10 protein-coding genes are annotated in these 15,000 nt (G+C 56.2%); all 10 read left to right on the forward strand.

What is annotated here, in order from left to right; translation table 11 throughout:
- Window positions 1-912: group II intron reverse transcriptase/maturase (ltrA, locus tag F1379_RS25620; protein WP_150275317.1), on the forward strand; the 912-nt coding region annotated here is incomplete at its 5' end.
- A gap of 833 nt (window positions 913-1,745) precedes the next feature.
- Window positions 1,746-2,876: a glycoside hydrolase family 88 protein gene (locus F1379_RS25625; protein WP_150275318.1), complete on the forward strand. Its 1,131-nt coding sequence runs from the start codon at window positions 1,746-1,748 to the stop codon at window positions 2,874-2,876.
- Window positions 2,863-4,719 carry an alginate lyase family protein gene (locus F1379_RS25630; protein WP_203457176.1) on the forward strand — a complete coding sequence of 619 codons (1,857 nt, stop codon included), beginning with the start codon at window positions 2,863-2,865 and terminating at the stop codon, window positions 4,717-4,719. Before F1379_RS25625 ends, F1379_RS25630 begins: the two co-directional genes overlap by 14 nt.
- A 195-nt stretch (window positions 4,720-4,914) precedes the next feature.
- Window positions 4,915-5,226 (forward strand): hypothetical protein, encoded by a 312-nt coding sequence (locus F1379_RS25635; protein WP_150275319.1) that lies wholly within the window; start codon window positions 4,915-4,917, stop codon window positions 5,224-5,226.
- A 112-nt stretch (window positions 5,227-5,338) separates the two neighbouring features.
- Window positions 5,339-7,087: a sensor histidine kinase gene (locus tag F1379_RS25640; protein ID WP_150275320.1), complete on the forward strand. Its 1,749-nt coding sequence runs from the start codon at window positions 5,339-5,341 to the stop codon at window positions 7,085-7,087.
- Window positions 7,069-8,670, forward strand: coding sequence for a response regulator transcription factor (locus F1379_RS25645; RefSeq protein ID WP_150275321.1), 1,602 nt, complete (start codon window positions 7,069-7,071; stop codon window positions 8,668-8,670). Before F1379_RS25640 ends, F1379_RS25645 begins: the two co-directional genes overlap by 19 nt.
- 172 nt (window positions 8,671-8,842) lie before the next feature.
- Window positions 8,843-9,784, forward strand: coding sequence for a carbohydrate ABC transporter permease (locus F1379_RS25650; RefSeq protein WP_203457178.1), 942 nt, complete (start codon window positions 8,843-8,845; stop codon window positions 9,782-9,784).
- Between the two features lie 15 nt (window positions 9,785-9,799).
- Window positions 9,800-10,636, forward strand: coding sequence for a carbohydrate ABC transporter permease (locus tag F1379_RS25655; protein WP_150275323.1), 837 nt, complete (start codon window positions 9,800-9,802; stop codon window positions 10,634-10,636).
- Window positions 10,637-10,797: 161 nt separating this feature from the next.
- Window positions 10,798-12,198, forward strand: a complete 1,401-nt coding sequence (locus F1379_RS25660) for an ABC transporter substrate-binding protein (protein ID WP_150275324.1) — start codon at window positions 10,798-10,800, stop codon at window positions 12,196-12,198.
- 100 nt (window positions 12,199-12,298) lie between these two features.
- Window positions 12,299-14,446, forward strand: coding sequence for a glycoside hydrolase family 35 protein (locus tag F1379_RS25665; RefSeq protein ID WP_239004811.1), 2,148 nt, complete (start codon window positions 12,299-12,301; stop codon window positions 14,444-14,446).
- The last annotated feature ends 554 nt before the right edge of the window (window positions 14,447-15,000 follow it).

The raw sequence follows: 15,000 nt of genomic DNA on the forward strand, positions 1-15,000 counted from the left end.
ATTGAACCCATCTTTGAAGCAGACTTCGAAGAAGTATCCTTCGGATTTCGTCCGAAGCGGAGTGCCAAAGGAGCACTGGATCGAATCCGGAAAGCCTGCAACCGCAAAGGAAATTGGGTAGTCGACGTCGATATTCAAGGTTACTTCGACAATATTAATCAGGAGAAGCTTGTGAAATTGGTACAAATGCGTATCAATGACAGGCGGATTCTAAAGTTAATACGGAAGTGGCTGCATGCGGGAGTCATGGAAGAAGGAAACGTAAGACGCTCCGATTTAGGGACGCCACAAGGTGGCGTCATCTCACCGCTTTTGGCGAATATCTACTTGAACTACTTTGACCGACTATGGGAGAAACACGGAAGTGGATTAGGGGAACTGACAAGGTATGCAGACGACTTTGTAGTGGTCTGTAAAACCAAAAAGGACGCGGAACATGCGTATGAACTTATACGCAGAATCATGGAACGTCTAGAGTTAACCCTCCACCCAACCAAAACCCGCATAGTAGGGCTATGGACAGGAGACGAAGGGTTCGACTTCTTAGGAATGCACCACCGAAAAACGAAAGCAGAAACTTCTCAAGGGAAGATGTACTATACCACACAGCAGTGGCTAACGAAGAAGGCAGAGGAACGTATACGAAGCGTGGTCAAAGAGAGATTAGCACCGCCCGGCATGCGTTCTAAATCTTTCGCGGAACATGTAGAATGGCTCAATCCGAAAATTCAGGGATGGAGAAATTATTACTACACGAACTACAGCCAAAAGAGGTTAGCCAAGCTGGATTGGTATATTCTGCAACGGTTCACCCGGTGGTATGCAAAGAAGAGACAACGCAGGAGATGGATGAGTTCACGATCTGAAGTCAAGTATATAGCCAGCATGTATGGACTAAAAACGCTATTGTAATCTGCATGCCCATGAATGACAAGCATCGGAAAGCCGTATGAGGGAAAACCTCACGTACGGTTTGATGAGGAGGGGCTGGTTTGAATCCAGCCCTTTACTCTAGAAATATCATTTATGAATTAGGCGGATGTCCCCCTCTACACAACCACCTTCGCATGCGGCCATAAAGAATGGAATGTACGTACGCATCCTGAATGATGTAGACCCCGTCCGTGAAGGGAATTGGCTGATATGGTGCAATGCATTCTTGCACGTACCCTTGCGACAAACAATACGCGATGCCGGGCGGTGCCGGCGACCATTCCCGAATTCGAAAAACCGACCACAATGTGCTCTGCGTGAGTAAATGGACTAAATGCTCCGAATGTGTACGAAAAACCGACTATAATACGCTGCTGCGTGGGTAAACGGGCTATATGTATATGAAAAACCGACCACAATTCGCTGCTGCATGGAGAAATGGACCAAATGTGTATGAAAAACTGACCACAATTCGTTGTTGCAGCGGTAATCGAGCCAAATGTGTACGAAAAACCGACCACAATTCTTTGTTGCAGCGGTAATCGAGCCATATGTGTATGAAAAACCGACCACAATTCATTGGAAATTCACAGAAACGTGTGAGAGACGAGATGAACTTTAAGCGCAAAATATAGTCACTATGTTACATCAATCATAAGAAGGGCAGTGTCTTAAAGTGTAGCTTTTAATCCGGCTGCCTCAACAAAAAAGTCAAAATTACACACGCTCCCGGCAAAAGTTCTCCCCGTGCGGCCTGTCTCCATCCTATACGATTAGGCAAACAGGCAGGTATTGTTAAGGGGGAATCAGAGATGTGGAAGGCCGCCATTGAAGATGCGGTTCAGAAGGTGCAGCGCAATATTGCGCGGTTTGACGGACGATATCCGCATGTAGGCGAGGGGAAGCAGTATGCACTGATCGGCAATGACGACTGGACGAACGGGTTCTGGAGCGGGATGCTCTGGCTATCCTGCGAATACACGGGCGATCCGCAGCTCCGGGAGGCCGCCAGGCATACGGTGGAGAGCTTCCACCGCAGAATGGATGAAGGCACGGTGCTGGATCATCATGATATCGGGTTTCTGTATTCGCTGTCGGCGAAGGCGCAGTGGATCGTCGAACGCGATGAAGAGGCACGGCAGCTGACGCTGCGCGCTGCGGACAAGCTGATGGAGCGCTGGCGGGAACAGGGCGGATATCTGCAGGCGTGGGGCCGGAAGGATGACGCGGCGGAGAACGGCCGCATTATTATCGACTGCCTGCTTAATCTGCCGCTGCTCTACTGGGCATCGGAGCAGACCGATAACCCCTTGTACCGGAACGCTGCGGAGCAGCAGGCCCGCAAGAGCAGAAGATATCTGGTCAGAGGAGATGACAGCTCCTATCATACCTTCTTCTTCAATCCGGAGACAGGAGAGCCGATTGGCGGAGCGACGCATCAGGGGTATACGAACGGTTCGACGTGGGCGAGAGGGCAGGCCTGGGGCATATACGGATTCGCCCTTTCTTACCGGTACACCGGAGACCCGGCGTTTCTGGAGACGGCGAAGCGGATGGCCCTGTACTTTGTGCAGCACTTGCCTGCTGACCATGTCGCTTACTGGGATTTCGCCCTGCCGCCCGGAATGGAGCAGCCTTACCGCGACAGCTCGGCGTCGGCCATTGCCGCCGCTGGGCTGGCCGAATTGCTGGACCATCTGAAGGAAGAAGATCCTGTGTATGCGTACCTTCAGGAAGGCCTGAACCAATCTATGACATCGCTCGTGCACAATTATTCTACTGCCGGTGACGACAGTGCCGAGGGGCTGCTGCAGCACGGCTCCTATCATGTGCGGGGCGGACTGGCTCCCGATGAGTATATGATCTGGGGCGACTATTTCTATCTGGAGACGCTGCTGCGGCTGGAGCGTGGAATCGGGGGCTACTGGTATGAGCGGAAATAAGGATAGTGCTAAAGGAAATGAGAACAGCGCTGTAAGAAATGCGGGTAGAACTGTAGGAAGTGAGGACAGCGCTGTAGGGTGTGGGAACAGCGCTGTAAGAAATGCGGGTAGTGCTGTAGGAAGTGAGGACAGCGCTGTAGGGTGTGGGGACAGCGCTGCAAGGAATGCAGGTAGTGCTGTAGGAAGTGAGGACGGCGCTGCACGTATTTCGCCGTCTGCAATCGAAGCATTACTTCCGCTGCTGAACCTGGCGTATCCGGGCCTGGACAAGGTAAAGGAAGCGCTGCGCCAGAATCGGCCCGAACTAGCCGCCGCCGAACTCATGGCCTACTTCGCAGGCCGGAAGATGCCGGCTGGATATCCCGATGCAGCCGACCGTGAAGCGGTGGCCGCGCATATCCGGGCATCTTGTGCAGACGAGCTTGCGCTGAGCAGGACTACAGCCGATGAAGTGCTGGAGCAGACCTTCCGGTTCCGGTTCCCGATGGATATGGAGCGTACCCAAATACCGGTGGCCTTCACCGGGGCCATTGACTGGAATCACGTGCCGGCCGGCGATGTGGAGTGGGCGTATATGCTGAACCGCCACCGCTATTGGGTGGCACTGGGACAAATGTATGTTCTGACGGGCGAAGAACGTTATGCCGAGGGTCTGTGCGGCCAGCTGGAGGATTGGATCGGCCGCAATCCGCTGCCGGCGGGTCCGGGGGAGGTGCTGACCTGGCGCAGCATTGAAGCCGGGCTTCGCGGCACCAACTGGACCAAGGCACTGTCCTATGTGCTGCACAGCCCCAGCTTCACCCCCGGCTTGCTGGTGAAATGCCTGCATGCGCTTTACGTGCATGCGGAGTATCTGGCAGCCCCTTATAGCGGCTGGAAGAATATCAGCAACTGGGGTGTGCTGGAGTGCTGCGGCCTGCTCCATATCGCGCGCTTTCTGCCGGAGCTCCGCCTCTCGGAGCACTGGAGCGACCTGGCGCTGGAACGGATGCGTACAACGGCGTCGCTGCAAATATTACCGGACGGTCTGCACTGGGAGCAGTCGCCGACCTATCACCATGAGGTGCTGTCCAGCTATCTGGAGATGATTCATCTAGCCCATTCGGGAGGAATCAGCCTGGAACCGGCAGTGTTGAATACGGTCCAGGCCGCGGCGCATGCCTCGCTCGGCATCGCTCAGCCGGACGGCGGCCAGCCGATGACCGGAGACAGCGACCGGCTGGCGGTTGCGCCGCTCATGGCGGCTGCCGCGCTGCTGTTCAATGATCCTGTGCTGCGGTTCGGAGGCGGGGAGCGCCTGGATTACGACAACGCCTGGCTGTTCGGAAGGTCAGGTCTGCGGCAATATGCAGGGATGTCTGCCAAGCCGCCGCAGGAGCTGTCGCAGGCGTACACGCATTCCGGCAACTATATCATGCGTACAGACTGGGACCGGCAAGCCTTATATCTGCTGCTGCGCTGCGCGCCGCTCGGCGGCGGGCACGGTCATGCCGATTCGCTGCACATTGATATTCATGCCTATGGCCGCAGCCTGCTGACCGATCTGGGCCGGTATAATTACAGCGATTCCGAGCCGCTGCGGCAGACACTCAAGCGGCCCTCCGCCCACAACACCTTTGTGGTGGATGATACGGATTTTACGGAAGTGATCGACACCTGGCAATACGGGGCCGTGGCTTCCCCGGCCGGAATCCACTGGGTGACGCTGCCGGAATTCGATTATGCCGAAGCCGGGCATGACGGCTACCGCCGTCTGGAGGTTCCCGTCTACCCGCGCAGACGAATCCTGTTCATCAAGCCTTACGGCTGGCTGCTGGTGGACAGTGCGGAGGGAAGGGGATAGCACAGGCTCAAGCAGCGGTTTCACTTCCCGCCCGGCCCGGTCCAGCTCTCTCCGGAGAGCGGAATTGTCCGCAGCCGGTCGGAAGCTGCCGCCAATCTGTGCATTGTCCCTGCCCCGCAGCACGGCCTGAAGGTATCGCTGGAAGAAAGCCGCATATCCTACGAGTACAATCTGCAAGAGCAGTGCAGTTGCGCCGTGTATGAGGCGGAAGGCAGCGGCCATGTTTCGTCGGCACAGTGGCTGTATCCGCAGCCGGCGGGAGAGACGGAACTTCCTTCGCTGCAGAAGCTTCCGGTCCACCGTTACAGCGGCGAGCAGGTAGAGCCTTCACAGGCAGAAGCCTTCCGCATTATGCTGCCGGATGCATCCGAGCGGCTCGTGCTGATCAGTCACCGTCCTCCGGCGGTGCATGCCGACTCGTATATCGTGGCGGGCCACCAGGTGTTCGGTGAGGTCGTAGTCATTGAACCGGGAAGCGCGGGGACAAAGATTAAGGTGATTAAATAGAAAAGTTAATGTGCTGAAATTTAGCCGCTCCGGGGATGTCCAACCTGCAGCGGGAGCTGTTACAATGGGAGAAAAGCTGCTTTAGTCCCATCCAAGAAGGTGCGGTGCATCCATGTTCAAACTTACGTATTACCGGAGAATACAGCTGTCCTTTCTGCTGTTCATCATCCTGCCGATCCTGGCGGTTTCGATATTCTCATACACGCTGCTGAAGCAAAACATGATCGAGAAGTTCCGGCTGAGCACCAGCAATATGCTGAATGTAATTGTCGGGGAAATCGAACGGACCATCGACGACGTCACCTTCGCTTCGCATTATCTGGTCAATGACACAGGCCTGAAGGCTTCACTGGACAATTTTGCCGATACGGGCCGGATCAGCACCTATCCCGACTATACCCGGTTTATGCAGATCAAGGACAGCTTCTCGCTGATTACCTCGAAACCGCTTAACAACAGCATCCGCATGTATCTGGTCAACCGGGCCGGATTCATCATCTCGCCGGATTCGGAGAACTTAAGTGCCATCAACGAACAGATGGGCGTGCTGCTGGACCGGGTGGATGCCTCCCGTCCTGCCGTGCTGCAGTGGCTGGGAGTGCTGGAGGGCGGGAAGGACGTGAAGGACGGGGAGGCGACCTATTATATGGCCAGAGTCATCGGCGGGGGCGGCGACCGGCCGTACTCCTCCGTGCTGCTGATCGGTATCCGCACGGCTTACTTCGAGCAGCTGCTCGGCCGGGTGGAGTTCGGGACGCCGGCTTTGTTCGACAGCGCAGGGCAGCGGATAGCCGGGGGCGAAGCGATTCTGCTCCATCCGGAGCGGGACACGGATTCCGTACTGCGCAGCGAGGAGGCGCTGGAGAAGACGGACTGGACACTCGTCTACGAGACCTCCGAGGAAGCGCTGACCGGCCAGATGTCCAGAGCCTTCTATACCGGCATCGCGCTGGTGCTTGTCTTCACGCTGATCTTCTCCGTGATTTCGCTGCTGTTCGCCCAAAGACTGCACAGCCCGATCCGCAAGCTGCAGCGTGTGGCCCGGCAGTTCACGATGGGCAACCGCGATATGCGGCTGGAGGTCACCGGCAAGGACGACATCGCCGAGCTCGGCCACTCCTTCAATCAGATGCTCGATGAAATCGAGGTGCTGATCGCCAATATCGAGCAGGAACAGGAGCAGAAGCGGGTGCTGGAATTGGAAGCGCTCTTTATGCAGATCCGCCCGCACTTCCTGATCAATACACTGAATTCTATCAAATGCAGTCTCATTCTGAATGACGACGAGCTGCACAGCGGCGTCATCGACTCGCTGATGGGCCTGCTGCGCGCTTACCTGAAGGTGAACGAACCGGCCACCCTGGAGGAAGAATGCCGCCTGCTGCGCTACTACGCCGATATCATGCAGGTGCGCAGCGAGATGCTGCTGGACCTGAAATTCTTCATTGCACCGGAGCTTGCGCCCCTGATTGTTCCGAAGCTGGTGCTGCAGCCGCTGGTGGAGAATGCCATTGTGCACGGGCTCGCGGATCAGGACCAGCCGCTGATTACAGTTACGGCCTGGAGAGAGCAGGGGATGATAGTGATTGAGATCGCCGACAACGGCGACGGCATCGAAGAAGAGCAGCGTTTGCGGCTAAACCGGCAGCTGAATGAACCGGATTCCGGGGAATATGCCGCTTATCCGCGGGTCGGGCTGCGCAATGTCATTCAGCGGCTGCGGCTGACCTTCGGCCCGGCGGCCAGCCTGGAGCTCCGCCCGGGTGAAGCCGCCGGCACTACAGTTCACTTACGGTTTCCTGCGCCGGAACGCCAGGACCGACTTACAGAGGAGGTGCGGGCATGTACAGAGTCATGCTGATCGACGATGATATCCCGATGCTGAAGGTATTGCAGCAGATGGTGGAATGGGAACGGCTGGATTTGCATGTGGCCGGGAGCACGTATTCCAGCGCCAAGGCGCTGCTGATGTTCAAGGAGACGCTGCCCGATATTGTCATTACGGACATCGGGCTGCCCAAGAAATCGGGTCTGGAGCTGGCCGCCGAATTTACGGCGATCAAGCCGGAGGTGCGGATCATCTTTCTGACCTGCCATGAGGATTTCCACTATGCCCAGTCAGCCCTCAAGCTGGACGCCGACGATTATCTGCTGAAGGACAGGCTGTCTGCGGAGCAGCTCGAAGAAAGCCTGCGCAAGTCGGTGGCCCGGCTCAAGGCCAGAGATGCCGGCAACCGGATTGAGGCTGCAGCGGGCGTACATGCCGGACTGCTGCGCCGGGCGCTGATGCAGATGGTCATGGACGGAACCCATCCGGAGCAGACCCGCGCCCATGCAGCTCAGCTCGGAATAGCCTGGAGCTATCCCTGGTTCATGCTCGGCATCGTCAATCTGCATTATTCCGCCTATGAACCGTTATACAACCGCAGTAATCTGCAGCTGATCCGCTATGCGGTATTTAATATTGCCCTGGAAATTGCCGAGAGCTTTGAAGGGATCACTCCGTTTATTGAACAAGAGCATTTCTTCGTGTTATACAACTACCGGGACAATCTGGCGGGCAATGCTGCGGCATATCTCCAGTCGTATCTGGAAGAGCTGCAGCGGCAATGCGCCGTCTTCCTGAAGCTGACGCTGGTCTCGGCGGCGGTAGCGGACAAGCTGGCGCTGCAGGCGATCGGGGCCGTGTACCAACAGGTCCGGCAGGGCCGCCCTGAATTCTACGGCGGCAGTCCGCTGATGATTGCGGCCATGGGTCAGGTGCTGGACCGCGTCTATTACCCGGCGCCGCAGGGCTTCGGGGAAGCGTTCCGCAGCAGGCTGGAGCAGCACATTCTGGACAAGGATGCAGCTACGCTCCGCGAGGTGCTGGAGCAATTCGGCAGCGAGGCGAGGAGCCGGAAGATTGAGCCCGGAGAGTTCATCGAGGAGCTGGTGGCGCTGCTGCGCAGCGCGGAAATGCTGTTCGCCCGGCGGAAGCCGGAAGAGGATATGTACTTCTACATCGGGGAAGCGCGGACGATGGAGGATGCTTTGGAGCTGGCCGCTGCCCGTCTGGAGCATCTGCTGCGGGAGCAGCAGACGGCGGCCGGAAACGGCGTTCATGCCCGGGAGCCCCGGCTCCAGGTGATCCAGGCGTTTATTGACCAGCATCTGGCCGAGAACATTACGTCCATTGATATCGCACAGTTCCTGTATTTGAATCCAAGCTATTTCTCCCGCTATTTCAAGCGGCTGACCGGACTCAGCTTCACCGATTATGTCCATCAGTACAAAATGAAAATCGCCGCCAACATGCTGAAGAACTCGGGGCAGACCCTCGAAACGCTGGCCATGGCGCTAGGCTATTCCGACCGGGCTTATTTCTCCAAGGTATTCAAGAAATATACCGGAATGACGCCGAGCGACTACAAGAGCCGGAAGCAACTGCGGCGTACGCCGTAAGGCTGTTTCCGAATGTCCGCTGCCGCACCTGAGGGTGCGGCTGTTTTTACCTCCGGCCCCGGAATTCCCGCCCTGCCCAACAAGTCAAAATTGTCCTCTTTACGGGTCAGAATCCGGCCCTTGAAGCCGCAGCGCTTCCCTTATGATGATCTCAACAAATCAGTTAGAGGTGATGGAAGTGGAAGCTGTAAAAAACATCGCGGCAGCGGTGCCGGAGCCCGGGAAGAGGAAATTCTGGACGCCGAAGCGGAAGGAAGCGCTCGTCGGCTGGCTGTTCCTGGCTCCCGAGATTATCGGCATGCTGCTGCTGAACGTATTCGCACTTGGATTTTCGCTGTACCTGAGCTTTTCCAAATGGGATATGCTCTCCGGCGTGTCCGGCATCGAATGGATCGGGCTGGGCAATTATGCCGAGCTGCTCCGGGACCCTGCCGTGCTGGAGGCGCTGAAGAACAATCTTCTGTATACCGTAATGACCGTGCCTATACCGATTGCCATTGCCCTGGTGCTGGCGGTCATTATCAACAACAGTGTTTTTCTCAAAAGCTATTTCAAGGTCGTCTTCTTCATTCCCTACATTTCGTCCATTATCGCGATTGCGGCCGTCTGGAGCGCTTTGCTGCATCCGTCGCTTGGACCGGTCAACCAGCTCCTGCTGCAGCTGGGAATTGATTCGCCGCCGAAATGGCTGGTCGACCCGAATACCTCGCTCCTGTCCATCGCGATTATCAGCACCTGGGCCAGTCTGGGGTACACCATTATCATTTATACCGCCGGGCTGACCAATATCTCCAGCGAGATTTATGAAGCTGCCGATATTGACGGCGCCACGCCGCTGCGGAAATTCCTGCGGATTACGGTGCCGCTGCTGCGCCCTACAACCTTTTTCCTGCTCATTACGATGCTGATCGGCTCCTTCAAGGTGTTCGATATCATCTCCTATCTGACCGAGGGCGGTCCGAACAATTCTTCTACGGTGCTGGTGTACCGCATCTATGAAGAGGGCTTCCGCAACTATGATATGGGATATGCATCGGCGATTTCCTGGCTGCTGTTCGCCATCATCGGCGTCATTACCGCGGCAACCTGGAAAATGCGCAACGAAGAAGCTTAAGGGGAGGGGTTCAACATGCAATTACTCGGCAAACATTTATCCAAAAGCATCCTGACGCTGATTATGGGCGCGGTTTCGATTGTTTTCCTGATTCCGCTGATCTGGATGGTCTCGGCGGCGTTCAAATTCGAAAAGGATGTCATGCGGTTCCCGATTCAGTGGATTCCGGACCATATCAACTTTATCTATAATTTCAAGGCGGTATGGATGGGCCGCGTGCCCTTCTACGACTTCTACTTCAACTCGCTGAAGGTCGCAATCATTACGACGGTGCTGACCCTGGTGATTTCCTCCATGTCGGCTTATGCGCTGACAAAGCTGCATTTCCGCGGACGCAACCTGATCTTTCTGGCGCTGCTGTCCTTCATGATTATCCCGGACCAGGCCACGCTGATTCCGCGCTTCCTGATCATCCGCTGGCTGGGGCTGTACGATACGCATGCGGCGATTATCCTGATGAGCATGTTCTCGATCTACTTTACGTTTCTGCTGCGGCAGTTCATGATGGACATCAGCGATGAATACCTCGAAGCGGCCAGGATCGACGGGGCGGGGCACCTGCGCTCCTTCGCTTCAATCATGCTGCCTCTCTGCAAGCCCGTACTGGCGACGGTGGCGATCATCAAATTCATCTGGACATGGAATGATTACCAGAACCCGCTGATCTTCCTGATGAGCAAGGAGCTCTATACGATTCCGCTCGGGATCACGCTGTTCCGCGACGACTACACCAACAATTACGCCATTATGATGATGGCAGCGTTGTCCGCCATTATTCCGCTGCTTGCAGTCTTCATTATTATGCAGAAGCAGGTTATCAACGGCATCGCGCTGGGCGGAGTCAAGGGCTAAGGAGCGCAGATATGAGGCGGATGAAGTATTTTTGGTCCCCGAGCAGATAGTCAAAAATAACCTCTTTCCCCCTCAAAATTGTACACTTGGCTGTCCGCGGCGGCGGCTATACTGAGGGGGATTCAGCAACATCATCCATTTAGGTACAAGGGGGAAGCAGGATGAAACACACAACCAAACGCAAGATGACAGTGGCAATGACCTTGCTGCTGACGGGAGCCATCGCCCTCGGCGGCTGCGGCAACGGCGGTTCCGCAAATTCGGACGCTGCGGCAAATACAGGAACTGGGGGAAATGCTGCGGCAGGCTCCGGCGAGCCGGTGACGATCAAGTACTACAACTGGGACAATGAAGCCCAATCCGTCGCCACCGAAGGCATGCTGAACGACTTCATGAAGGAGAATCCGGAGATCAAGGTGGAGCACGTGGTGCTGGTGCCGGGGGATTCGGTCGAAATGCTCAAGAAGCTGGACTTCCTCATCTCCTCGGGCGAAGCAGTCGACGTCATCGCACTGCCCAACCTGGGCTCGGTCTATGAGCGGGCTACCCGGGGCGCACTTGCTCCGCTGGATGAGTATTACGAGCAGGCAGGCCTTGTTCCTGAGGACGAATATTATGTCAATCCCAAGATCGACGAGCAAATTTACGGCATGCAGCTGACCTCCAGCTTCAATTATGTGCTGCTGAACAAGGATGCGCTGGATGAAGTGGGGCTGCCTGTGCCGACCTACGGCTGGACCTGGGACGACTACCGCGAATATGCGAAGAAGCTGACCAAAGGCGAAGGCGTCGACAAACGGTATGGCTCCTACTTCCACACCTGGGAGCTGTACATGAACGCTCCGGCGCAGACGGTGATGAAGGACCCGTTCCGTTATGATGACGGAAGCACAATTCTCGCCGACCCGACCTATAAATACTTCTTCCAGCTCCGCAAAGACATGGAGACGGTGGACCAATCGGCGAAGCCGTATGCCGATGTACTGGCGGCCAAGCTGAACTACCGGACCGAATTCTTCAACGAAGAAGCGGCCATGGTGCTGAGCGGCAGCTGGACGATTCCGGACCCGGCCAATCTGGAGCAGTACCCGCATGACTTCAAGACCGCTTTTGCACCGGTTCCGCTGCCGCCGGCAGGCGCCGAGCCGAAGGATTATGAAGGCGGCAAGTATTTCACCAGCGGCAATCAGGTGGTGATGGGAGCAACTTCGAAGAATAAGGAAGCTTCCTTCAAGCTGATGCGTTACATGACGACAGCGGATTCCGAGGCCAGAACCGAATTCTCCGGCTGGAAAAAAGCGGACAATCAGGCCGTCCTGGACCGCCTAATCGGCGACAATGCCGAGCTGTACGATGTGGAATCGCTGCAGAGCACGCTCTTCGGCGAGGACATCGAATATCTGGACGCTTCCAGTGTCATTACCGTATCGACCTCGGAGCTGACCAAGATTGTCGGCGACGGCTTCAGCAAGTTTATGCTGAGCAATGAATCCATCGACGATGTACAGAAGTGGATGGTCGATGAAGCGACCAAAATTATCAATGAGAAAGAAAGCAAATAAAGAGATCAGAAGACGCGCTTGACCCGGAGAGCTTCGAAGAGAGTGCCATGAGGCTTCCTTCGGAGCTCTTCGGCTGTGCGGACAGATGGGAGGAACAGCCATGGCCCGATTGGCCTGGAAGGATCAGAAGTATTGGCTGGATGGCGGGGAGCTGCGCATCCTTGCCGGAGCGTTGCATTATTTCCGGGTGGTGCCGGAGTATTGGGAGGACCGGCTGCTGAAGCTGAAGGCTTGCGGCTTCAACACGGTGGAGACCTATATCCCGTGGAATTTCCATGAGCCGGAGGAAGGGGTCTTCCGGTTCAGCGGAATGGCAGATATTGAAGGGTTCGTCCGGCTGGCCGGGCGGCTGGGGCTGCATGTTATTCTGCGTCCCAGCCCGTATATTTGCGCAGAATGGGAGTTCGGCGGTCTGCCGGCCTGGCTGCTAAAGTCGGGCATGGCGCTGCGCTGCATGGACCCGGCCTATCTGGAGAAGGTCGACCGTTACTACGATGAGCTGATTCCGCGCCTCGTGCCGCTGCTCGGTACGAACGGCGGGCCGGTAATCGCTGTGCAGGTGGAGAACGAGTACGGCAGCTACGGCAACGATACGGCCTATCTGGAATATCTGCGGGAGGGGCTGCTCCGCAGAGGCGTAGATTGCCTGTTGTTCACCTCGGACGGGCCAACCGACGAGATGCTGCTCGGAGGGACGGTAGAGGGGCTGCATGCGACCGTTAATTTCGGCTCGCGCGTCTCCGAGTCCTTCGCGAAGTTCCGCGAATACCGGCAGGATGAACCCTTAATGGTTATGGAATACTGGCTAGGCTGGTTCGACCATTGGCGGGAGCCGCATCATGTGCGTGAGGCGGCCGACGTGGCCGCCGTCCTGGACGAAATGCTGGAGCAGGGTTCATCGGTCAATCTGTACATGTTCCACGGCGGCACCAACTTCGGCTTCTACAGCGGGGCCAATCATATCGCAGGCTATGAGCCGACCGTAACCAGCTATGATTATGATGCCCCCTTGACGGAATGGGGCGATATTACGGAGAAATATCAGGCGATCCGGGCCGTGCTGGACAAGCACGGGGTGTCGCCGGGCGGGGAGCTTCCCGCGCCGCAGCCGAAGCAGGCGATCGGTGTGGTGAAGCTGACGGAGTCCGCCGATCTGCTGGCACAGGCGGAGCATTTAGCCGGGGTCAGCGCAGAGTCGGTCACAACCCGGACAATGGAGGAGATGGGCCAGAATTACGGCTTCATCCTGTATTCGGCCTGGATCAAAGGCCCGCGCACCGGGCAGCAGCTGCAGCTGCGCGAGGTGCGCGACCGGGCCCAGGTCTTCCTGAACGGCGCGCCGCTCGGCGTGGTGGAGCGCTGGAACCCGCAGCCGCTCAGCCTGACGGTTCCGCCCGAAGGCGCGAGACTGGATATTCTGGTCGAGAATATGGGCCGGGTCAATTACGGCCCTTGGCTCAGCGACCGTAAAGGCATAACGGAGGGTGTGTTGATCGACAACCAGTATCAGTTCAACTGGACAATCTCTACGCTGCCGATGGAGCCGGAGCTGCTGGAGCGGGTGCGTTACCGCGGGGTTGGCGAGGCTGATCGGGAAGATTTAGCAGTAAAAGAGGGAATCGAAACAAACGCAGGGTTAAAGGTAGAGCCGAAAGCAGGATCAAACGCAGGACCAAATGCAGAACCAAGCACCGAACGAAACAAATTAAGTATCGAGTTAAGTGCTGAACCAGGCACCGGGCGAAATGAATCGGATGCTGATTTACACGTTCGGTCCGCTTCTGAACCAGGCAGGGAATTTAGTGCTGAAGTTATGACTGGACGAAAGTTAGCGGGTGATGAGCAGGGCACTGAATCCAGTGCTGAACCGGGCCCCAGTCCGGGCACAGAACCAGGTACACAGGCAGCGGTACACGAACAATTGCACACCGGCCGTCCTGCGTTCTACCGAGGATCTTTCATGGCCGCCGCGCGCGAGGATACGTTCCTGCGCTTTGACGGCTGGGGGAAGGGAGTAGCCTGGATTAACGGCTTTAATCTGGGAAGGTACTGGAGTGCCGGACCGCAGCGCGCCCTGTATATTCCCGGCCCGCTGCTGCGCGAAGGCGCCAATGAGCTGGTTCTGCTGGAGCTGCACAGCTGCCCCGAAGAGCCCGCGGTCGAATTGACGGCGGAGCCGGACCTTGGTGCTGCGGCCGCAGTTGATGAGCGGGTGCTGAATTTTGTGCAGGAGGACTATATAGATTGAACTAAAGATTTTGTGTTGGGATTAGCCGTGACGCAAGAAAACATGTGGACTTCCGGCCGTTTCCCGTCCGTAGATTTCTTGATTTATACCGCTTGTTGCGGTTTCGGCCTCCGCCTGATGGCTTTCCGCAGTAAAGCTGATAGGCGGAGCACGGGCTGTCATCGTTTTAAGCTGCTGAAATGCAGATCGTGATTATCCTCCACACAGGTCCAATCAATTGGCGATTTTCCAACTGGAGTTTGCCTTTCAGAAGCCATCAGCCGCAATGAAATAACAAGCTCTTCATGACCTCACTAACCGCTGCAAAGCTGCTAATTGCAGTTTGTACAACTATATCCATCTAAACTGGCCGTCTCCCGGCAATAGTTGCATTTCGTACATCTATTTTCTTGCTTTTAGGCAATTTGTTCCCTATATGCTGATTTTAGTTGCACAAAACACATCTATCCTTCAAAAATGGGTGCATACCTAACAAATAGTTGTACGAAATACATTTATCCTTATTGAATAGGGGTTGCTTTTCGTTCTTCATACACTTTCCGGCCTTATTCAGC

Origin of the sequence: Paenibacillus tepidiphilus, assembly GCF_008635795.1 — a bacterium.
Lineage (GTDB): Bacteria > Bacillota > Bacilli > Paenibacillales > Paenibacillaceae > Paenibacillus_AQ > Paenibacillus_AQ tepidiphilus.

Bases quoted from the DNA above. Each gene is read 5' to 3' on its own strand.
- F1379_RS25625 (WP_150275318.1), top strand. From the start codon at position 1,746: ATGTGGAAGGCCGCCATTGAAGATGCGGTTCAGAAGGTGCAGCGCAAT.
- F1379_RS25630 (WP_203457176.1), top strand. From the start codon at position 2,863: ATGAGCGGAAATAAGGATAGTGCTAAAGGAAATGAGAACAGCGCTGTA.
- F1379_RS25640 (WP_150275320.1), top strand. From the start codon at position 5,339: ATGTTCAAACTTACGTATTACCGGAGAATACAGCTGTCCTTTCTGCTG.
- F1379_RS25645 (WP_150275321.1), top strand. From the start codon at position 7,069: ATGTACAGAGTCATGCTGATCGACGATGATATCCCGATGCTGAAGGTA.
- F1379_RS25650 (WP_203457178.1), top strand. From the start codon at position 8,843: ATGGAAGTGGAAGCTGTAAAAAACATCGCGGCAGCGGTGCCGGAGCCC.
- F1379_RS25655 (WP_150275323.1), top strand. From the start codon at position 9,800: ATGCAATTACTCGGCAAACATTTATCCAAAAGCATCCTGACGCTGATT.
- F1379_RS25660 (WP_150275324.1), top strand. From the start codon at position 10,798: ATGAAACACACAACCAAACGCAAGATGACAGTGGCAATGACCTTGCTG.
- F1379_RS25665 (WP_239004811.1), top strand. From the start codon at position 12,299: ATGGCCCGATTGGCCTGGAAGGATCAGAAGTATTGGCTGGATGGCGGG.